This window comes from Aurantimonas sp. DM33-3 (assembly GCF_014334315.1).
GTDB lineage: Bacteria > Pseudomonadota > Alphaproteobacteria > Rhizobiales > Rhizobiaceae > Aurantimonas > Aurantimonas coralicida.
The window spans coordinates 98353-118791 of the sequence record NZ_JACSGS010000014.1 but is presented as its reverse complement, the minus strand read 5'-3'; the positions used below and the strand labels follow the sequence as shown (position 1 = coordinate 118791).

General features: G+C 67.5%; 14 protein-coding genes and 1 tRNA gene. 11 read left to right on the top strand and 4 right to left on the bottom strand.

Translation table 11 applies throughout. The features are described from left to right. The first annotated feature begins 26 nt into the window (after positions 1-26). The gene (locus H9Q09_RS17400; protein ID WP_187392075.1) at positions 27-1037 is read left to right on the top strand and encodes a hypothetical protein; all 1011 of its coding nucleotides are present in this window, start codon (positions 27-29) and stop codon (positions 1035-1037) included. 111 nt (positions 1038-1148) lie between these two features. Further along, a complete protein-coding gene (locus H9Q09_RS17395; protein ID WP_187392074.1) occupies positions 1149-2456 on the top strand; it encodes a hemolysin family protein in 1308 nt (435 codons plus the stop codon). A 99-nt stretch (positions 2457-2555) separates the two neighbouring features. Here the strand turns inward: H9Q09_RS17395 and H9Q09_RS17390 are convergent, their stop codons facing one another. Then, positions 2556-2834, bottom strand: coding sequence for a DUF1127 domain-containing protein (locus H9Q09_RS17390; protein ID WP_187392073.1), 279 nt, complete (start codon positions 2832-2834; stop codon positions 2556-2558). 175 nt (positions 2835-3009) lie between these two features. Between H9Q09_RS17390 and H9Q09_RS17385 the strand changes: the two genes are divergently transcribed. Continuing rightward, entirely contained in the window at positions 3010-3963 is a 954-nt protein-coding gene (locus tag H9Q09_RS17385; protein WP_024349296.1) for a LysR family transcriptional regulator, read from the top strand. A gap of 31 nt (positions 3964-3994) precedes the next feature. Here H9Q09_RS17385 and H9Q09_RS17380 read toward each other — a convergent pair whose 3' ends face one another. Continuing rightward, on the bottom strand, positions 3995-4807 hold the full coding sequence (locus H9Q09_RS17380) for a pentapeptide repeat-containing protein (RefSeq protein ID WP_246716207.1): 813 nt from the start codon (positions 4805-4807) through the stop codon (positions 3995-3997). A 147-nt stretch (positions 4808-4954) separates the two neighbouring features. On the opposite strand from H9Q09_RS17380, the gene xseA reads away from it, so the two are divergent. From xseA to H9Q09_RS17360, 4 genes are all read left to right on the top strand, one after another. Next, the gene (gene xseA, locus H9Q09_RS17375; RefSeq protein WP_187392071.1) at positions 4955-6586 is read left to right on the top strand and encodes an exodeoxyribonuclease VII large subunit; all 1632 of its coding nucleotides are present in this window, start codon (positions 4955-4957) and stop codon (positions 6584-6586) included. 214 nt (positions 6587-6800) lie between these two features. Further along, a complete protein-coding gene (locus tag H9Q09_RS17370) occupies positions 6801-7568 on the top strand; it encodes a glycosyltransferase family 25 protein (RefSeq protein WP_187392070.1) in 768 nt (255 codons plus the stop codon). Positions 7569-7600: 32 nt separating this feature from the next. Then, positions 7601-8905: an O-antigen ligase family protein gene (locus tag H9Q09_RS17365; RefSeq protein ID WP_246716206.1), complete on the top strand. Its 1305-nt coding sequence runs from the start codon at positions 7601-7603 to the stop codon at positions 8903-8905. Positions 8906-9361: 456 nt separating this feature from the next. Further along, positions 9362-10960, top strand: coding sequence for a globin-coupled sensor protein (locus H9Q09_RS17360; protein WP_210315413.1), 1599 nt, complete (start codon positions 9362-9364; stop codon positions 10958-10960). Positions 10961-11336: 376 nt separating this feature from the next. Here H9Q09_RS17360 and H9Q09_RS17355 read toward each other — a convergent pair. Together H9Q09_RS17355 and H9Q09_RS17350 are read right to left on the bottom strand one after the other, a co-directional pair. Continuing rightward, a tRNA-His gene (locus H9Q09_RS17355) sits at positions 11337-11413 on the bottom strand. A 264-nt stretch (positions 11414-11677) separates the two neighbouring features. Further along, positions 11678-12139: a phasin gene (locus H9Q09_RS17350; RefSeq protein WP_009208261.1), complete on the bottom strand. Its 462-nt coding sequence runs from the start codon at positions 12137-12139 to the stop codon at positions 11678-11680. A 361-nt stretch (positions 12140-12500) separates the two neighbouring features. Here H9Q09_RS17350 and H9Q09_RS17345 point away from each other — a divergent pair, with 361 nt between their 5' ends. The 4 genes from H9Q09_RS17345 to H9Q09_RS17330 all read left to right on the top strand — a co-directional run bounded on the left by H9Q09_RS17345 (position 12501) and on the right by H9Q09_RS17330 (position 20364). Next, the gene (locus H9Q09_RS17345; protein WP_187392068.1) at positions 12501-16442 is read left to right on the top strand and encodes a PAS domain S-box protein; all 3942 of its coding nucleotides are present in this window, start codon (positions 12501-12503) and stop codon (positions 16440-16442) included. Between the two features lie 243 nt (positions 16443-16685). Further along, entirely contained in the window at positions 16686-17729 is a 1044-nt protein-coding gene (locus tag H9Q09_RS17340) for a Fe(3+) ABC transporter substrate-binding protein (protein ID WP_187392067.1), read from the top strand. A 142-nt stretch (positions 17730-17871) separates the two neighbouring features. Beyond that, a complete protein-coding gene (locus H9Q09_RS17335) occupies positions 17872-19563 on the top strand; it encodes an iron ABC transporter permease (RefSeq protein WP_187392066.1) in 1692 nt (563 codons plus the stop codon). A 234-nt stretch (positions 19564-19797) separates the two neighbouring features. Continuing rightward, positions 19798-20364: a hypothetical protein gene (locus H9Q09_RS17330; RefSeq protein WP_187392065.1), complete on the top strand. Its 567-nt coding sequence runs from the start codon at positions 19798-19800 to the stop codon at positions 20362-20364. Positions 20365-20439 lie beyond the last annotated feature (75 nt).

The window sequence follows — 20439 nt, the reverse complement described above, 5'->3', positions numbered from 1 at the left end:
TGGGCACGCCTGCGAGCGAGGTCGCCATGACGGACTTTTTCGACTGGTTGACGGTGAATGACGGCGGCCTCGGTACCGACAGGCTCGCCGATGCCTTCAAGCTGAGCCGCAAGGAAATCCGCCAGACCACGGAAGCCCTCGCCCCGGCCTTTACCCTGGCGCTGCAGCGGGCGATGTCGGACCCCAATGCCTGGTCCGAGGTGTCCCGGCACTTCCTGCCCTTCATGAACGCCGTCGGCACGCCCGGGCCGGAGACCGCCCGCAGTCCGGCGGCCAAGAACCTCGCCGACAATCTGTTCGGCTCGCGCGACATCTTTCTGGAGGTGGCACGCAAGGTCTCGACCATGAGCGACATCGCGCCCGACACGGTCGAGAAGCTGATGCGCAGCCTGTCGGTGATGAGCATCCAGACGATGATGCAGATGATGCTGGCCAACATGGCGCGCCAGCAGCCGGCCGGGTTTGCCGAAGGCAACTACCCTGTCGCCATGGCCGAGATGATGCGGCGCAGCGCCAACGCCATGGAGGCCATGGGCCGGCCATCCGACGAGCCGCATCGGCGCGCGAGCCCCGGCGCCATGGGCTCGGACTATCTCACCGGCCTGTTTTCCGACGCGCTCAATGGCCGCCTGCCCTGGCTGCCGCCGAGCACCGGCGAGACCGGCGCCCGCGCCAGGTCTGCGGACCGCACGAACGAGACCCCGGCGGCCTTCGACCCCTTCCAGCCCTTCGACGCCATGATGGCGCATTTCGCCCGCGGCATGTCGGGCGCGGATACGAGCGGCAGCGCAGGCTCGCAGCAGCCCGCGGAACCCGAGGCCCGAACGCCCGCACCGGAACCGGCGTCCGAAACCACGAATGAGGCCGAGGCGGCGGACAAGGCGGCGGGTGGCTTCGACGATCTCGCCCGGGCCGGCATGACCATGCAGGAAGAGTTCGCGCGGCAGATGCTCGATCTGTTCCAGGGCACCGGATCGGAAAAACCCGCCGACGACGCCAGCGACGGACCGGCCTCCGGGGACAGCCGCAAGACCTAACCAGCGGGAGGGCCGAGCCGGGCGCTGCGTTTCCCTCGCGCCGCGGCGCGCTAGGTCACAGCGTCCAGGGCCGCCCACCCGGCGGCCCGCCCCGACAACACGGCCATCTCCTTGCTCATCTTCTACGCCTTCATCATCGTCCTCCTGGTTCTCATCAACGGCTTCTTCGCCATGTCGGAGCTCGCCGTCGTCTCGGCACGAAAATCGCGTGTCGAGCAGATGCGCGACGAGGGCCGGCGCGGCGCCGCCAGCGCCCTCAAGCTGATCGAGGATCCGACCGGCTTCCTGTCGACCGTCCAGATCGGCATCACCCTCGTCGGCATCTTCGCCGGCGCCTTCGGCGGTTCGACCTTTGCCGGGCCCCTGGCCGGGATCATCGAGGACTGGCCGCTGATCGGCCCCTATGCCGGTACCGTCGCCTTCGTCGCCGTGGTCATGGTCATCACCTATCTGTCGCTGGTGGTCGGCGAACTGGCGCCCAAGCGCTTCGCCCTCAGCCGGGCCGAGGCGATCGCCATCAAGGTCGCCCCGATCATGGCGGTCATCGCCAAGGTCGGCGCCCCCATCGTCTGGCTCCTGCGGGTCTCGACCAACGCCATCACCAGTATCTTCAGCGATGGCGAGCGCGACGATGGCGTCACCGAGGAAGACGTGCGCGCGATGATCGCCGAGGGCACGCAGATCGGCGTCTTCAAGCCGAAGGAGCGCGAGCTTCTTGAGGGCGTGATCCGCATGGCCGACCGCAATGTGCGCTCGATCATGGTGCCGCGGCCGGGCGTCGTGTGGGTGGCGGTGGACGATGGTCCCGAGGCGGTCTTCGAGAAGATCCTGGAGGCCAATCATTCCCGCTATCCGGTGATCGACACGGAGACCGACGACGTGGTCGGCGTCGTGCAGACCAAGGACATGCTGGAACAGCAGCAGGAGACCGGCACGGTCGATGTCGCCTCGGTGATGCGCGAGCCGCTCTATGTCCACGAGACGATGCCGATCCTGCAGCTTCTGGAGCGCTTCCGCGCCGCGCAGATCCACATGGCCATTGTCCTCGACGAATATGGCTCCTTCGAAGGCGTCGCCACGCCGACCGACATTCTCGCCGCCATCGCCGGCTCGCTGCCCGAGGGCGACGACCACGATCCGCATGTCGTCGAGCGCGAGGACGGCTCGCGCCTGATCGACGCCGCGATCCCGATCCATCTTCTGGAGAGCGCCATCCCGGAGCTCGAATTCCCCAAGAAGCGGGATTACGAGACCATGGCCGGGCTGGTGCTGGACCGGCTGGGCCATATCCCCGAGGTCGGCGAACACTTCCAGTGGAAGGGCTGGCGCATCGAGGTGGTCGACATGGACGGGCACCGCATCGACAAGCTCCTGATGATGGCAACCGACCAGGCACCGGCCAGGCCGACCGAGGGCTGATCCTCGCCCGCCGGCACTGCGGGCTGAACGCAAAACGCGGCGACCGGACTGGCCGGCCGCCGCGTGAATGTCTCGAAGAATATCGGGCGGGGCTTGGCCCTATTCCCAGTCGTAGCCGCCGCGACGGCGCCGCGCGGCCGCGACCGCCAGCCGCCACGTCGGGTCCTCGCGCCAGTCGGTGTGCAGCGCCTCGTGAATATCGTCCCGCCGGAGGCCGATGTCCTTCAGCATGTAGTCGGACATCTCGCTCATCGCGCGGACCTTGCGACGATTGAGCATGGTTTTGACGATCGCACGCGCCGCCACGACGAACAGCTTGGCTGCCTGCGCCGGGTGAGCAAGGGTCGGGCTGAGCCGCGTCTTCGTTGTGATCGCCATGGCCGTGTCTCCTTTCGTGCCATCGGGGGATCGGGAAAAAGGCGGGAGGCCCTCCGCATGCGACGGACCGGCGCTCCCAAGTTCTTCCTGACAGCCACGAAGATATGCGCCCGCTATTGATCAGACCAACGAATGTTAATAATCTCAGCCATCATCTTCGGTGATGGGAAAAGCCATGAGCACGCCCCTCGATCTCGATCATCTGCGCACCTTCGTCGCCATCGTCGACGCCGGCAGCTTCACCCGTGCGGCGGACGACGTGTTCAAGACCCAGTCGGCCGTGTCGATGCAGATGCGGCGGCTGGAAGAGCGCCTCGGCGTCAGCCTGTTCGAGCGCAACGGCCGCACCATTCGCATCACCAGCGAAGGCGCCCGGCTGCTGACCTATGCAAGGCGCATGCTGGCGCTGAGCCAGGAAACCCTGTCGGCCTTTGACGACGAGGCCATGCAGGGTCATGTCCGGATCGGCCTGCCGGACGATTATGCCGAGCGCTTCCTGCCGGAAATCCTCGCGCGGTTCTCGCGTTCGAACCCGCTGGTGGAACTGCAGATCGCCTGCGAACCCTCGTCGAACCTGGCCGAGCACATCGACAAGGGCCGCCTCGACGTGGCGCTGGTGTCGGACTGCTATCCCGGTGCGTCGCTGCCGGAGATCGTGCGCCGCGAGCCGCTGCACTTCGTCACCTCGGCCTCCCACGACACCCACAATGAGGAGATCCTGCCCCTGGCGCTCGGCCGGCCGGACTGCGTCTGGCGCCGCGAGGGCTGCGAAGCCCTCGGCCGGATCGGCCGGCGCTACAAGGTGCTGTTCACCTCCTGGTCGGCGCAGATCGTCACCTCGGCCGTCCTCTCCGGCCTGGCGGTCAGCGTGCTGCCCGAATGCGCGCTGCGACCCGGCATGCGGGTGCTGGGCGAATATGAGGGCTTTCCGACCCTGCTCGACACCGAGATCGGTGTCGTGAAGTCGCGCAATGCCGACGGACCGGTGATCACCGCGCTGGTCGAGCATATCCGCGAGAGCCTCGCCAATCTGTCGCCGCCCGACGGCAAGGCCCGCCCGTCACGCCTGCCGGAACTGCGCCCCATGCGTCCGGCGCTGGGGAACGGCCGGTTGAAGGTCGCCGGCTGACGGCAAAGCAGCACGGCGCGAACCGGGCCGCCTAGCGGCGCAGATTCTTCGCCGTGCCGCGAATGTCGCCGAGCTTGGCCGATTGCAGTTCGGCATCGGCAAAATCGGCGCCTTCGACCATCGTGCCGTTGAAGTCGGCGCCCGAGGCTTCGAAACGCGTCAGATCCGCGCCCGATAGATCGGCGTCGGTGAAGTCGGCGAACTCGGCCGCGGCGCGCGACAGATTGGCGCCGGAAAGGTCAGCACCGGTCAGATCGGCGGAGTTGAGGACGCCGCGCATCAGGCCCATCGACTGGTTGCGCATGTCGGCGGAAAAATCCGCACCGCTCATGTTCGCCCGCACGAAGGAGGCGCGACTGAAATCGCCGGCGATCCGTGCCGCCGACAGATCGGCACCATCGAATGTCGCGTCCTGCATCTGCGACTGGAACAGGCTGGCGCCGGACAGATCCGCCCCGGTGAAGTTCGCCCCAAGTCCCCAGGCCTGATCGAGCTTGGCCCCGGCGAGACCGGCGTTCGAGAGATCCGTGCCGTTGAGATAGGCGCTGGTCAGGTCGGCGCCGGCAAGATCGAGCCTGGAGAGATCGAGGCCGTTCAGTTCGGCCCGGCTGAGATCGGCGGGCTCGGCTTTCGTCGCCCTGGCCAGCAGCGCCTCGACCTCGGCCCGGGTCATCGCGGCTTCGGTCATGCGCGGCGAGGTCAGGTCGAGGCCGCGCATCATGTCCTGCCCAGAGGCCGGCACCACCAGCAGCGACACCGCCAGGAGAATGAAGAGAATCAGGGAGAAGACGGCCGGGCGCACATGGCGCCGCCGCCGCTCCGTCGCACCGGGCCGTTCCATCATGCGCTCCCAATCGGCCAGATCGTCAGACGACCCTGACACCCGACCTGCCCCTGGGTCAAAGCGCATCGGGGTGGTCAGCCAGGCTTGGCATCCGGCATTCTCGGCACATTCGCTTGACCCGGGCGCCGTGGTCCTGACACTGGAGGCATGAGCCGCAGCCCCGAATCCGCCCCCATGTCGAACGTCGCCGAATACAGCGTCTCGGAAATCTCCGGCGCACTGAAGCGGACCGTGGAAGAGCGCTTCGGTCATGTCCGCCTGCGCGGCGAGGTCTCCGGCTATCGCGGTCCGCATTCGTCCGGCCACGCCTATTTCTCGCTGAAGGACGACCGCGCCCGCATCGATGCCGTGATCTGGCGCACCGCCTTTTCCAAGCTCGCCTTCAAGCCCGAGGAAGGGCTGGAGGTCGTCGCCACCGGCAAGCTGACCACCTATCCGGGCTCGTCGAAATACCAGATCGTCATCGAGCAGATCGAGCCGGCCGGCGCCGGCGCGCTGATGGCGCTGCTCAACGAACGCCGGCGCAAGCTCGAAGCCGAAGGCCTGTTCGCCGCCGAGCGCAAGCGGCCGCTGCCCTTCATGCCCCGCGTCATCGGCGTCGTCACCTCTCCGACCGGCGCCGTCATCCGCGACATCCACCACCGCATTGCCGACCGCTTTCCGGTGCATCTCCTCGTCTGGCCGGTGCGGGTGCAGGGCGAAACCTCCGGCGAGGAGGTCGCCCGCGCGATCGAGGGCTTCAACACCTTCCCCGAAGGCGGAGCCATCGCCCGACCGGACCTGATCATCGTCGCGCGCGGCGGCGGCAGCCTGGAGGATCTCTGGGGCTTCAATGACGAGGTGGTGGTGCGCGCCGCTGCAGCCTCGGCGATCCCGCTGATTTCGGCCGTCGGCCACGAGACCGACTGGACGCTGATCGACCATGCCGCCGACATGCGCGCGCCGACGCCGACCGGTGCCGCCGAGATGGCGGTGCCCGTGCGCGCCGATCTCGTCGCTGCGGTCGCCGCGCTCGCCGCCCGCCATTCGGGCGCGATCTCCCGAAGGCTCGACCAGGACCGCCGGGCCGTCGCCGCCACCGCCCGCGCCCTGCCCTCGCCCGACATGCTGCTGGCGCTGCCGCGCCGCCGGCTGGACGAGGCATCGACCTCGCTCGGCCAGTGCCTGCGGGTGAACCTGTCGGAAAAGCGCCGGGCCTATGGCGAGGTCGCGACGCGGCTGGCGCCCTCCAGCCTCGAGGCGCTGCTGCGCGAAAAGCGCGCCGATCTGCGCCATCACCAGAGCCATGCGGCCCATGCCGTAACCGGGCTCGTGCAGCGCAAGCGCCAGCGTTTCGAGCGCATTGCCGCCGACCTGCAGCCGCACCGGATCAATGCCCGGGCGGAGGCCGCGCGCCTGCGTCTCGGCACGCTCGGCGAGCGGCTGACCGCCGCACAGGCCCTGGCCGCGACCGGAAGGCGCCAGGCCCTCGCCTCCGCATGGCGGGTCGCCGACAGTCTCAACCCGATGCGGGTGCTGGAGCGCGGCTACACCATCGTGCGCGGACCGGACGGCGAGCCGATCGTGCGGGCGTCGGGGCTGGAGCCGGGCATGGCCTTCGAGGTGCAGTTCGCCCATGACCAGCGTCGCGGCGCGGTGGCGACCGGCGAGCCCAGTGCCCGTGTTGCCCCCGCGGGTGATGCGGCGGCAGAGACCGCGGAAACGGAACCGCCGAAACCGCGGGCGAAGCGACGTCCGGCCGCGAAAGCCGCCGAAGAGGATCAGGGCACGCTGTTCTGAGGCCGGGCCGGAGCGCTTGGCGGAACAACGGCCCGAGGAACAGGACGCCGCCGGGTCGGGCGCTGCGGCTCTGGATTCATCAGCCTGAATCTGCTTTTCCACGCCGCGAGGCTTGCGGCGCGGCGGCAAACGGTTCCAACACCTTTTCGCGCTAGCACGGAACACACGCTGAAGCGGCACGGGACCCGGCAGTCGGTCGGATGCGATCCACCGGATGCGGTCCCAGCATACAATCGAGGCGAAGGCACTGCGGTTTTTCGTTATCAATCTCGACCGGTCGACCGAGCGATGGCACGAGATCGGCCAGTCGGCTGCCGAGGTCGGCGTCGACGTCACCCGGGTTCCCGGCACCGACGGCGCGGCCATTCCGGTGGCCGAATGGCGCAACGTCGATCACGACCGCTTCCGGCGCAGCCACGGACGGATCATCCTTCCGGGCGAGTATGGCTGCTATCGCAGCCACCTCGCGGCCCTGCAGGCGGTAATCGATTCCGGCGAAGCGGTCGCCGTGATCTGCGAGGACGACATTGTCCTGAAGCCCGAGACGCCTGCCGCCGTCGCCGCCATCCTCGAACAGAAGTCGGACCTGCACGTCCTCAAGCTCGCCAATCATCGCATCCGCGGCTTCGTCTCCCATGGTGGCGAGGGCATCGGGAAATTCGGACGTTGCGTTCACGGCCCGCAGGGATCGGCCGCCTGCTACGCCGTCACCCGCGAGGGCGCCCGGATCCTGCATGATGCCCTCCAGACCATGTGGCTTCCCTGGGACATCGCCTTCGAGCGGGGCTGGGCGCTGAACGCAAGGATCTACACGGTTCCGCGCAAGGTCATCGGCTTCAGCAAGCTGAGCCGCGGCTCGACCATCACCACCAGTAGGAGTTCCGACTACAAGAGCTCGAAGATCCCCCTCTTTCAGCGCACGCCCACCCTCCTCTTCCGCGCCGTGGATTATGTGCGCCGCGCGGCCTACGCCTTGAGATGAGCGACGGCCTGACACGGGCAGCGCAGGCGGCGATGCCAACCCTCGCGGTTCTCCTGATGCTCGGCCTGGTCTCGGCCGTCTGGGTGGAGAGCGACCTCTATCGCTATTGCGCGCCGTTTCTCCTGCTGCAGGCCCTTGTCACCTTCGTCAGAACCGACCAGCGGCCGGCAATCGGGATCATGGGCTGGCTGTGCATCGCCTGGGTGGTCTACATCCTCCTGCGCAATGCCGCCGTCTTCGTGATGACACCCTACATGGCGGGAGGCTCGGCCGAGGGGATCTATCTCTTCCCGCTGGTCTACCCGACGCTGGGCTACGCCTTCTTTTTGAACTGGCAGCGGATGCCGGCGACGGCCTGGGGGTTCCTGGTGATCAGCCTCGTCGCCCTTCTGGCGAGCCTCGAGCCACAGACGATGCTGTCGGGCGATCGCGCGCCGCTGCTCTTCCACGGCAATCCCATCCATGCCTCGGTCGGCGCCGGCCTGATCGCGCTGGCCGCCATCTGCTTCGGCCTCTATCTCGCGCGGCCGGGACCGCACCACCGGGGCCTGCGGATCGGCGGCATCGCCCTTTGCGTCATCGTCGCCGGCCTGTGCTTTCTCGGCATTGCCGGCGCGTTTTCCAAGGGCGTCTGGCTGGCGCTGCTGGGTGCCCTGCCGGTCCTGTTCGCCATGGTCTTCACCGAGCGCACGCAATTGCGGCACTGGCTGCTCCTGGCCGCGGTCATGGTCGCCGCGGCGATCCCGTCGGTGCTGTTCTATCCGGAAATCTCGGCCCTGATCGCGCCGAACATCGCCACCGCCGTCGCGTTCGTCGCCGGGGCGACCGGCAGCGGCGATCCGCTTGCCGCGGTGGATGCGCTGATCGCCTCGGGCAACGTCCCGTTCAGTCTCCACGAGCGGCTGATGATCTGGATGAATGGCTGGGAGATCTGGCGCACGAACATCGTCCTGGGAACCGGGATCGCCTGGGAGGCGCTCTGGGAGACGACCAGCTACGCGGGCGTCGGCTACCAGCTGATGCACAATGGCTATCTGGAGGTGGCCGTGCGCTACGGCCTCGTCGGCCTCGCCTTCTACGCCGTTCTCATGGCGTGGAGCCTCCGGCAGGCCTTTGCCTGCCGCGCCCGCGGCCTGATCCCGTCATCGGCGCTGGCGCTCTACGTGACGGCGACGGCGTTCTTCGCGCTGACCATGCTGACCAATTCCAACAACCGGCTGGCGATCGGCGAATCCTTCATGCTGGTCGCGGCAGGCTTCGGCTTCTGCTGCTTCTACCGCCTGCAGCAGGCGGCGCGGGAAGCAAATTCCGCCGGGCGTGCAGCCCGGGCCGGATAGGCGCACGCACTCTCGCCGCCATCAATTGGCAGGGTGAACAAGACGATGCCCTGCCACGCAGAGGTTGCCCGCGTCACCCAACCTTGAGCGCCCCGGTGGCGGGAAGACCTACACGCGTCGGGTGCCAGATCGTGGCGATCGTCGCGGCGGGATGCGCGCAATCCGCTGTATCGGGATGGCGCAGCCAGGCTGCTGCCCGTTGCCCGCGCTCACGGTCCTGCCGGCAAGCCAAGCCCCCACCCAATGCCGAACGTGGTTTACGCAATACTAAGAAGTCAGCGGCTAGACCGATAACGTTCTGACGAGGTCGAGGTGGGTTCAGTGTCGCCAACAAGCAATCGCGGTTCACGATCAGATCTGTGCGGAAACCGCAGCCGATAGGCATGCGCTCTTTTCTATGCCCCGCAGGGACCGACCCCGTGGGCAATCAACCGGAAATCCAAGTGGTGACTCCAGATGAGTGAATCCAACGAGATGAAGACGCTCCGCGAGCGGCTCGACTTTATCGGCATCGATGCGGAGTCGCGCGGGCTCCTCGCCGAACTGCGAACGACCATTGCCGCATCGATCGGAACGGCGCTCGACCATTTCTACAAGAAGGCGAGCACGAATGCGCACACACGGCGTTTCTTTGCAGACGAGCGCCATATCGCGTCTGCCAAGCAGCGTCAGATGCGCCATTGGGACATCATCGCCCAGGGCGCGTTCGACGAGACCTATGTGCGGGGCGTTTCGGAAGTCGGTAAGGTCCATGCCCGTCTGGGATTGGAACCGCGCTGGTATATCGGCGGCTACGCCCTGATCCTCGAACAATTGATCGGCCAGATCGTCGAACGGCGATGGCCGTCGCGTTTCGGCCGCCGAGGGTCTGAACAGCTATCGCGCGAACTCGCGGTGGTCGCGAAGGCGGCCCTCATGGACATGGACTACGCCATTTCGGTCTATCTGGAGACGCTGGAAGCCGAGAGAAAGGCCGTGGCCGATGCGAAGGTCGAAGCCGACAAAGAGCAGAAGGCAGCGCTGAAGGCGTTCGCTGCGGCCTTCAAGCATCTGCAGGACGGTGACCTTCGTGCGCGGGTCGACCAAAGCCTGCCCGGCGATTTTGCCGGCATGGCCGCGGACTACAACAACGCCGTCGCCCAGCTCGAAACCGCTGTCGGCGACGTCGCGACCTCGATCGCCTCGATCCGCACCGGTCTCGGCGAGATCAACACCGCGTCGAACGATCTCGCCCATCGCACCGAGCAGCAGGCGGCGAGCCTCGAAGAGACTGTCGCGGCGCTGGGCGAAGTGACCCAGGCGGTCAACGAGACCGCCGAAGGTGCCGGCAAGGCCCAGCAGGTGGCGTCCGGTGCGCGTGAGAAGGCCCAGAAGGGCGGCGAGGTCGTCGGCAAGGCGGTCGCGGCCATGGGCCAGATCGAGCAGTCTTCGGAGAAGATCAACTCGATCATCTCGGTCATCGACGAGATTGCCTTCCAGACCAACCTCCTGGCCCTGAATGCCGGCGTCGAGGCGGCGCGGGCCGGCGAGGCGGGCAAGGGCTTTGCGGTCGTCGCCCAGGAAGTGCGCGGCCTCGCCCAGCGCTCGGCGGAAGCCGCCAAGGAGATCAAGACCCTGATCGCCACGTCCCGCGAGCAGGTCGGCACCGGCGTCGAACTGGTCACCGCCTCCGGCAAGTCGCTGGAGGAGATCGTCTCGGAAGTCAGCGCCATGGCCGAGGTCATCTCGACCATTGCCTCGAGTGCTCGCGAACAGGCGACGAGCCTGCGCGAAGTCTCCGGTGCGGCCGACCAGATGGACAAGATCACCCAGCAGAACGCTGCGATGGTGGAAGAGGCGACCGCGGCCAGCCAGACGCTGACCAACGAAACCGAGGAACTCGCAGCCGCCATGGCGCGGTTCCGCATCGGCACAGAAGCGTCCGCTTCGCCAGCCGGCCGGGCCAAGCCCTCCGTCAGCGGCAAGGCTGCACCCGTCGCCCAGTTGCGCACCACCGGTTCCGGCGGCGCCGCCCGTTCGCCGAAGCCACATACCGACGACTGGGAGGAGTTCTGACACGGATTATCCGGCGTCGTACACCGCGTCAGCTTTTGCAGAGGGTACACGCCGAGGTGTGTACCCTCTGCTGGCGTCCCCGTTCGAGGCGCCACCGGTCTCCGCGAAGCTGTGACGATCAGCCGATACGCTCATGGCGTCAGGTCGATCGGCGCACCGAGACGCGAACGCCAGCGCGGCTCTGACCGGATCGATAGGTGTTTGGGGGGCGCTGCGGGACGCTCCGCTCCTGCTCAGCGCATCAGCGATCGCTTGGCGACCGGGATCGATTCACGACCTGAGCGAACGCCGGCATGGACGCACCATCCCCGCACTTTCGTATCGAGTCCGGGGCCAGTCTGATTTTATCAAGGGAAACGATGCCTCGAAAGGCAGATGGTACGGTTGGGTGGTCTCGAACCACCGACCTCCGGAGCCACAATCCGACGCTCTAACCAACTGAGCTACAACCGCACAACGGGATTTCGCCCGCGCAGTGACGAGATAAAATCTTTCGCCCCGCGGTGCAAGCCCGGATCCGAGCGAAGGCCGGAAAAGTCCGTCATCGGCTTTCGCCAATGGGACAGACCGGCTTTCCTGACCCCGCATGTGGCCGCGGGGCAGGCATCAGAGAACGCCCGGGCCTATGAAGACGTCGGGCGCCTGTCGCCGGGGCAATGCCCGGCCTCATCGCTCAGCCGGCGGAAGGCAGATGCCCCGCCGGCCCATGGCGAAGAATCAGCGGGCGTTCTTCGAGGCTTTCTCGAAGGCATCGCGGCCCGGCTTCATCATGTCCTTGGCGACCGACTGGGTCAGCGCCTGCATGTCCTTGGACTGATCCGTCGCCATCTCGATCTGCTTGCGGACATAGGCCGTCTGCATCTCGATCACTTCGGCGAAGGACTTGGCGGACATCATCTTGTCGAGATGCTGGAAGCCGGCCTCGGCGTTCGAGCGCATCGCGTCGATGGCCTTCTTCGACAGCTGGAGCGAACCCTGATGGGCGTTCTCCATGGTCGATTCCAGTGCCTTGGTCGCCTCGTCGGCCGCCGACTTCATGCGGCTGTAGGCTTCCTTGGACTGCTCCATCGACTTCTGCGTCATGGCGCGGAAGGTCTCGTTCATCTGCGAGGGATCCATGCCCATCATCTGCGGGTTCGGCATGGCGAAAGGATCCTGGGAATTCTTGGCGTCGGCCATCTGGGTGTCTCCTCTATCTGGGTAACTATCATTTGGCCGCTGCGTCCCAAAACGCCTGCGACTGCCTTTTACTTAATCACTATTTTTGTGCAGTGCAACATTCAGCGTCCGGATATTCCGCAAACTGCCCACTCGTTAACCCTCAATCGCAACTCCTCGCCCCGCAAGCCGGAAGAATCTGGATTCGTCGGAAGCCGGCTATTATGAATCCATTCTTAAGATCGGCTCTGGAACCGTCCCTCACGACTCAACATATGAGCGTGAAGAATGTTTGGAAGCGTTGCTTATGGCGACATCAACGGTGCCAATCGCAGTGGCGATCATGGCCCATCGGACGCTGCGCGAGGCGAGTGACGCGGGCATGCCGCTTGCTGTCTTCACGTCCGACCTGACCCGTCTCCTGTGGGTGAACACCACCGCGGCCGAGCTGCTGGGCCTGTCCGCGGCCGGGCCGCAATCCTCCGACGCCACGCCGAATTCCGCCATCATCCGCCAGATCCGTGCCTCCGGCCGCATGCTCGCCCGCACCGGCTCGGCAAAAGCGCGCGTCACCTCGCCGGCACGGGCCGGGCTGGGCCGGCCGCTGAACGCCGAACTCGTCACGATTACCGACGAGACCTTCGGCGAGGCCGTGCTGGTAACGATCGCCGATCCGTCCGCGACGCCTCGAAGCGCGGCAGAGACCGCCCGCGACCTCCTGGTGGAAAGCGGCATGACGGACGCGGCTGTTCTCTCGGCCAGCGGTGACGTCGCCGCGGCCGGAAGCGAGGCGGCAAATATCGACATCGACGCGTCGCAGATCGCCGAATTCCTCGCATCGGCGGACGACCACCGCACTATTGCAGCGAGCGACGGGAGCAGCACCGTCGTCGCGCGCCTTGCCGGCGACCATGTTCTGGCCTGGACGCAAAGCCCGTCCGAGGCTTCGGCTTCCGACGCTTCGTCCACCGACGCCGACAAGATGATCCAGCCGGTCGCCGACGCGCCGGAGGCCACCGCACCGGAGCGCGAACTCCAGCCTCCCGAGCACGACCGCAAGATCGGCATGAGCGCGATCCTGCAGCGCTGGTACTTCCGCAACACCGGCGCAGCCGACGCGGAGCGCACGCAAGCCGCCGAACAGGCCGAACAATCCGGGTCTCCCGGAGAAAGCGAATCCATGCCATCCGGCGACGATCGTATGGCGACGCCCGCCGAGACGCCCGGCCCCGGCCCGCAGCAGCCCTACGGCGCGCGCTCCGGCCATAGCGGGTCCATCGACCGCCCGGCGGACGCAGCCCCGTCCGAGCCCCGCCGCATGCGCTCCATCTGGGGCCCCGCGCCGACGCCGCCGACCGACGAGCGCGAGAGCGGCACACCGACCGAGGCCGAGGAAACGCCAGAGACGCTGGCGCCTGCAGCCGAGGAGCCGGGTGCTGTGGAGGCGGAGGTTACGGAGTCGGCCCCGATGGCGGCCGAGCCCCACTCCGAGGCTGTGGCTATTGATGCGCCCGACGCCGCGGCGCCGGCCATTCCCAACACCGAAGACGACACGGCCGACGCGGTTGCGGCGCCAAGCCAGGCTGACAGCCCACCCGCCCCCCGCGGGACGCGGCCGGTGCTGGCCTCGGATTTCCGCTCCTACCCCGACACCGGGAGCGCAGCAGATGGTTCTGGCGCCGCCTTCGAGCCGCGTTTCGACGTTGCGCCCGTGCGCTTCGTCTGGCGCATCGACAGCGAAGGCCGCTTCCGCTCGCTCTCGCCGGAATTCGCCGCCGCCGTCGGGCCGCGCTTTGCCGACGTGATCGACCGCCGCTTCGAGGAGGTCGCGGAAGAATACGGGCTCGATGCGGATGGCGACATTCGCCGGCTGCTGGCCAAGCGTGACACCTGGTCCGGGCGGACGCTGGAATGGCCGGTGGAGAATTCGCCCCGGCGCGTCCCGGTCGAACTGGCCGCCCTGCCCGTCTATGCCCGCGACCGCAGTTTCGATGGTTTCCGCGGCTTCGGGATCGTGCGCCTTGCCGACGCGGTCGAGGCACCCGTTGCGGTGGCGCAGGAAGAGCGCGTCGAAGAGGCTGCGCAGGAGCGACAGGATCTGACGCTGGAGGGCGGGGCCCGGGCTCTCCTGAAGCGCATCTCGGCGGAGGAGCCGCCGGCACCCTTCGGGCGCCGCGATCCCGACGCCCGACCGACGCCGGAGACCGGCGACCGCGCCGAGAAGATCATTCGTCTCGAGGAGCGCCGGCGCTCCAAGGACAGCCATCTCAGCCAGTCCGAGGAGGCGGCGTTCCGCGCCATCGGCGAAACCCTCGGCGATGACGATCGCATCGGTGGGCTGGAAGGCGCGATCCGTACCGCCAGCCGCCGGATCGGCGAATTCGAGGACGAGGCCCGCGACGCCGAGCCCATCGAAGCTGCCTCGGATTCGAATGACGATCTCGAGACGATCGACGCACCCGACGCAATCGCTGCAGGCGACGATGACGCGCCGACTGCCGAGACCGAGGACGCGGCGTTGAACGCCGATTCCGGCGATCAGTCCCACGATGCCGCCAGTGCGCCCGAGCAGGAGGACGCGGACGCGTCCACGCCGCTGCCCGACGCGCCGCGCGGAATCGCGCCGGCCGAACAGCCGTCCCTGCCGGACGTCGCCGCGCAGGCGGACGACGACGAGCCAGCTCCGACCGCACCCGTCGAAGCCTCGGCCCAGCGCGCCGAGGACGCGGCCGCGGAGCCCATCGTTACCGACGGCGCGGACGAACCGGCCCACCCGGTCGACGCAGAGGACGACGAGCCGGACGAGCCCGAACTGCCCGATCACGCCCAGCTTCTGTCCGATCTCGCCACCGTCTATGGCTGCCTGCCGCTGCCGGTTCTCGTCCAGATCCGCGAGACCCTGGTCTACGGCAATCGCGAATTCTTCGACCTGACCGGCTATGACGACATCCCCGCCCTTGCCGAGGCCGGCGGTCTCGCCCGCCTGTTCGACGGCGACGACCGTGCGGCGGGTTCGGGCGAGGTCGCGATCCGCCGGGTCACCGGCGAGACGCTGGCGGCGCGCAGCCACATGCAGCGCTCCACCATCGCCGGCCGCTCCTGTCTGGTCATGTCCTTCTTCGCCTCGCCCAGCCTCAGCGCCGCGGCGCTGCGTTCCGAGCCGGACGCTCCGCCGCAGGCCGACGCGGCCGAGACGGACGCCGGCCTGGTTGCCGAAGTGGAAGAGCTGCAGGCGGTGCTGTCGGCGGCCACCGACGGGGTCGTCCTGGTCGATCGGGAGGGGATGATCCGCTCCATGAACCGGGCGGCGCATGCCCTGTTCGGGATCGGTGCGGACGATGCGGCCGGCCGGCCGTTCGTCACGCTGCTCGCTCATGAAAGCCAGAAACCGACGCTGGAGCACATCGAGACGCTGCGCACCGCCGGCGCCACGGCGCCGCGCGACGAGGGACGCGAAGTCATCGGCCGCGTCGCCGAGGGCGGCTTCGTGCCCCTGTCGGTCAGCTTCGGCCGGCTTCCGGAAGAGCGCGGCTGGTGCGCCGTCATCCGCGACATCTCGAGAGCCAAGCGCGTCGAGCAGGAACTGATCAAGGCGCGCAGCGAGGCCGAGGCGGCCAGCCTGCAGAAGAGCCAGTTCCTGGCCAATGTCAGCCACGAACTGCGCACGCCGCTCAACGCCATCATCGGCTTCGCCGACGTCATCGCCACCGAGTGCTTCGGCCCCATCGGCAACGAGCGCTATCTGGAATATCTCGACGACATCAAGCGGTCGGGCCATCACGTGCTCGATCTTGTCAACGACCTCCTCGACATCTCCAAGATCGAGGCCGGCAAGCTCGAACTCGCCTTCGAGGCGGTGTCGCTGAACGAGGTGATCGGCGAGGTCGTCGCGCTGATGCAGCCGCAGGCCAATCGCGAGCAGGTCATCGTGCGCTCCAACCTGCCCTCCTCGGTGCCGCCGGTCGTCGCCGACCGCCGTTCGATGCGGCAGATCGCCCTCAATCTCGTCTCCAACGCGGTGCGCTTCACCCCGGCCGGCGGGCAGATCATCGTCTCGACCAGCTATTCGCCCGAGGGCGACGTGGTGGTGCGCTTCCGCGACAGCGGCATCGGCATGAGCGAGGACGAGATCGAGATTGCGATGATGCCGTTCCAGCAGGTCAATCCGGGCAACCGGCGACGCGGCGAAGGGACCGGTCTCGGCCTGCCGCTGACCAAGGCGCTGGCCGAAGCCAACCGCGCCGGCTTCGCCATGTCCTCGACGCCGGGCGAAGGCACGCTGGTGGAAATTTCGTTTCCGCCCCAGCGGGTTCTGACCGACTGACGCCTCCGCGACCGGCGGCCGGAACCGGGCCACCGCCGACAGCCTAGTTTAGAATTCTTCTAATACATTGATTTTACTGGCCTATCGATCGGCAGGGTGTTGCGCTGGCCGGCGCCATCCGGCATAGGTGAGTGGCTGCCGCAAGATTTAGCGGCCATCGCCATTCAACGATCTCCGGATCGCCTGCCTGTCAACGTCGCGTTCGCCGGCTTTCGGCATCGCGCAGCATGGGAAGAGATTTTCATGATGCCCAGCATCTCCCGCCGCCTCGCCCTGTCGACGGCCGTTCTGGCCGCGGCCTTCGCGCCGGCTGTCGCCAGCGCCGCCGACGTCAACATCTACACCTCGCGCCAGCCCGAGCTGATCCAGCCGCTGCTCGACGCCTTCACCGAGGAGAGCGGCCTCACCACCGCGACGATCTTTATCGACAAGGGCCTGGAAGAGCGGATCGCGGCCGAGGGCGCCAATTCGCCGGCCGACGTGATCATGACCGTCGACATCGGCCGCCTCGACGCCGCCAAGCAGGCCGGCGTCGTCCAGCCGGTCGAGGACGAGATCCTCGAGAAGAACATTCCGGAAGCCTATCGCGACAGCGAGAAGGAATGGTTCGGCCTCACCGCCCGCGGCCGCGTCGTCTACGCTTCCAAGGAGCGCGTCGATGCCGATGCGCTGACCTACGAGGAACTGGCCGATCCCAAGTGGAAGGGCCGGCTGTGCACCCGTTCGGGCCAGCACCAGTACAACATCGCCCTGATCGCGGCCTATATTGCCCATAACGGCGAAGAGGCGGCGCGCGAGTGGGTGACGGGTCTGCGCGACAATCTCGCCCGCCGGCCCGAGGGCGGCGACCGCGACCAGGCCAAGGCGATCTTCGCCGGCGAATGCGACGTCGCGCTGGGCAACACCTACTATGTCGGCAAGATGGCGACCAACGAGAAGGAGCCGGAGCAGAAGGAGTGGGCGGACGCCATCAAGGTGATCATGCCGACCTTCGAGAACGGCCTGACCCACGTCAACATCTCCGGCGTCGCGCTGGCCAAGAACGCGCCGAACCGGGACAATGCCGTCAAGCTGATGGAATTCCTGTCCGGCGACGAGGCGCAGAAGATCTACGCCGAGCTGAACTACGAATATCCGCTGGAGCCGGGCATCGAGGCGTCCGAACTGGTGAAGTCCTTCGGCGACCTGAAGCCCGACACGCTGCCGTTGGACGAGATCGCCAAGTTCCGCACCAAGGCCTCCGAGATGATCGACGAGGTCGGCTACGACAACGGGCCGCAGAGCTGAGCCCATCTGACATGCTAACAGGACGGCGCCCGGGCGGGTTTTCCGCTGCGGGCGCCGCTCCGTTGTCTCCATACGGCCCGGCCGCGACGCGCCTTCATCAAGGCGTATTCGCGAGACCGGGCCTCATCGCGTCAAGTCCGCCATGTCCGCCACCGCCCCGCTCCTGAGACCCGGCATCCGGGCCCGGTTCCGCCTTCGGCGGGGGCGCGACCGTGGCTATCTGGTGGGCGCATCGGTGGTCGCGCTGACGGTGATCCTGCCGCTGATCGCGCTCCTGGTCATCGCCCTGTCGGGCACCTCGGCCAACTGGCGGCATCTGGCCGAGACCATCCTGCCGGAAGCCAGCCGCGTGACGCTGCTCCTGATGGCGGGCATTGCGATCCTCGCCGGTTCGGTCGGCGTCGTCACGGCCTGGCTGGTGGCGACCTTCCAGTTTCCCGGCCGGCGGATCTTCTCTTGGGCGCTGGTGCTGCCGCTGGCGGTGCCGACCTACATCGCCGCCTATTGCTTCGTGGAATTCCTGCATTTCGCGGGCCCGATCCAGACCGCCATCCGCTCGGTCTTCGGCTTTCAGTCCTCGCGCGATTACTGGTTTCCCGAGGTTCGCTCGCTGCCCGGCGCCATCGTCATCCTCTCCTCGGTCCTCTACCCCTATGTCTTCCTGACGGTGCGCATGGTCTTCGTCATGCAGGGTCGCAAGGCCGGCGACGTGGCCCGCACACTGGGCGCCTCGCCCGCCGCGGTCTTCGGCAAGGTGCTGTTGCCCATGGCGCGGCCGGCGATCGCCATCGGCGTCGCACTGGCGCTGATGGAAGCCGTCAACGACATCGGCGCGGTGGAGTTTCTGGGTGTGCGCACCCTTACCTTCGCGGTCTATTCGACCTGGCTGAACCGCGGCGATCTCGCCGGCGCCACCCAGATCGCCCTGTTCATGCTCCTGGTCATCGTCGCACTCGTGCTGGTCGAACGCTTCGCCCGGCGCCAGCAGCGCTTCAGCATCCAGCGGGCCGACCGGCCGCAGACCGGCCGCGAGCATCTGGCCGGCTGGAAGGCGGCGCTGGCGATGCTCGCCTGCTTCGTGCCGATTGCCGCCGGCTTCGGTGTGCCGCTGCTCGTCCTCGGCGATTTCGCGATCAACCGGCTGGACCAGCTCGCCGATCCGCAGCTCTGGCGGGCCCTGCGCCATACGGTGTCCATCGCCGCCGCCACCGGCGTCGTCACCGTGGCCGCCGGCTTCGCCATGGCCTACGGCATCCGCCTGACCGGCTCGAACCGTCTCGCCAGCCTCGTGCGGGTCGCTGCCCTCGGCTATGCGGTGCCCGGCACGGTGCTGGCCATCGGCATCCTCATCCCGCTCGCCGCCTTCGACAATGCCGTCGATGCGCGAATGCGCGAATGGTTCGGCATTTCCACTGGCCTGCTTCTGTCCGGATCGGGCTTCGCCATCGTCTATGCCTGCTTCGTGCGCTTCATGGCGATGGGCCACGGCGCGCTGGAAAGCGGCTTTTCCAAGCTGTCGCCGCATCTCGACATGGCGGCCCGCACCCTGGGCCGCGGCCCCGGCGGCGCTTTACGACAGGTGCTGCTGCCGCTGATGCAGCCGGCGCTGCTGACCGCCTTCCTGCTGGTCTTCGTGGATGCCAGCAAGGAGCTGTCGGCGACGATCCTCCTGCGGCCCTTCGACTTCGAGACGCTGGCGACCTTCGTCTATGCCCAGACCTCGCGCGCCGCCTTCGAGGACGGCGCCATCGCGGCCCTCCTCATCGTGCTCGTAGGCATCCTGCCGGTGGTGATCCTCAACCGCTCGATCGTGCGCGAGACCGAGCGCGGATAGCCCGCCGCGCAGTGCCTCCCATTTGTTTCGGCTTCCTGACGGAATTCCGTAACGGCATGATAAAAAACGATCATTCCTTACGGAACCTGCGCCCCGGCGCTCACGTTCTCTCCGCCAGTTGCCAACAATAGGAGGAAACAAGTCATGAAACGCATGTCTCTTCTGCTCGGAAGCGCCGCCCTTCTCGCCCTGCCGATCAGCGCGGCCTCGGCCGACTGTCGCGAGGAAATCGCCATGCTCGGCGGGACCGGGACGACGGCTTCCATCTCCGGCTCCGCAGGCGATATGGCCGGCTCGGCCAGTGCCTCCGGCACGGCCGACGGTAAGACCACGAACTTCGAAACCGGCGCCGGCCTCGACACCGGCGATGGCGAAGTCACCAAGGACGGCAGCATGGCGCCGCTGCAGAGCGATGCGAACGCTTCGGCCACAACCGGCACCGGGACCGGCGGCGCCGCGAGCGCTGAATCCACGAGTTCGGCCGTGTCCGGTCAATCCGGGACTTCCGCTGGCGCGTCCGGCGGCGCGATTGCCAAGGACGGCTCGACCATGCCGATGGAGAGCGAGACCAGCGGCGACACCGCCATGTCCGGTCAGGACAGCGCGTCGCAGCAGGATGGTGCCGAGACCGCGGCCAATGCCGCGACCGGGACCGACCAGGCTGCGGGCGAGTCCTCCATGACCGCCGACGCCTCCGCGAGCGGCACGCCGCTGGAGCGGGCCGAGATGGCGCTGGCCAAGGGCGACGAGGAAGCCTGTATGGCGGCGATCGAGGAAGCCAAGGCTGCCAAGGCGCAGTAATCCGGCCTCATGCACATGACGAGGGCGCCGGCATCGCTGCCGGCGCCCTTTTTCATGACCATCGCAGAATTGGGA

Bases quoted from the DNA above. Each gene is read 5' to 3' on its own strand.
- H9Q09_RS17360 (WP_210315413.1), top strand. From the start codon at position 9,362: ATGAGTGAATCCAACGAGATGAAGACGCTCCGCGAGCGGCTCGACTTT.
- H9Q09_RS17350 (WP_009208261.1), bottom strand. From the start codon at position 12,139: ATGGCCGACGCCAAGAATTCCCAGGATCCTTTCGCCATGCCGAACCCG.
- H9Q09_RS17380 (WP_246716207.1), bottom strand. From the start codon at position 4,807: ATGATGGAACGGCCCGGTGCGACGGAGCGGCGGCGGCGCCATGTGCGC.
- xseA (WP_187392071.1), top strand. From the start codon at position 4,955: ATGAGCCGCAGCCCCGAATCCGCCCCCATGTCGAACGTCGCCGAATAC.
- H9Q09_RS17370 (WP_187392070.1), top strand. From the start codon at position 6,801: ATGCGGTCCCAGCATACAATCGAGGCGAAGGCACTGCGGTTTTTCGTT.
- H9Q09_RS17390 (WP_187392073.1), bottom strand. From the start codon at position 2,834: ATGGCGATCACAACGAAGACGCGGCTCAGCCCGACCCTTGCTCACCCG.
- H9Q09_RS17340 (WP_187392067.1), top strand. From the start codon at position 16,686: ATGATGCCCAGCATCTCCCGCCGCCTCGCCCTGTCGACGGCCGTTCTG.
- H9Q09_RS17330 (WP_187392065.1), top strand. From the start codon at position 19,798: ATGCTCGGCGGGACCGGGACGACGGCTTCCATCTCCGGCTCCGCAGGC.
- H9Q09_RS17365 (WP_246716206.1), top strand. From the start codon at position 7,601: ATGCCAACCCTCGCGGTTCTCCTGATGCTCGGCCTGGTCTCGGCCGTC.
- H9Q09_RS17400 (WP_187392075.1), top strand. From the start codon at position 27: ATGACGGACTTTTTCGACTGGTTGACGGTGAATGACGGCGGCCTCGGT.
- H9Q09_RS17335 (WP_187392066.1), top strand. From the start codon at position 17,872: ATGTCCGCCACCGCCCCGCTCCTGAGACCCGGCATCCGGGCCCGGTTC.
- H9Q09_RS17345 (WP_187392068.1), top strand. From the start codon at position 12,501: ATGCCGCTTGCTGTCTTCACGTCCGACCTGACCCGTCTCCTGTGGGTG.
- H9Q09_RS17385 (WP_024349296.1), top strand. From the start codon at position 3,010: ATGAGCACGCCCCTCGATCTCGATCATCTGCGCACCTTCGTCGCCATC.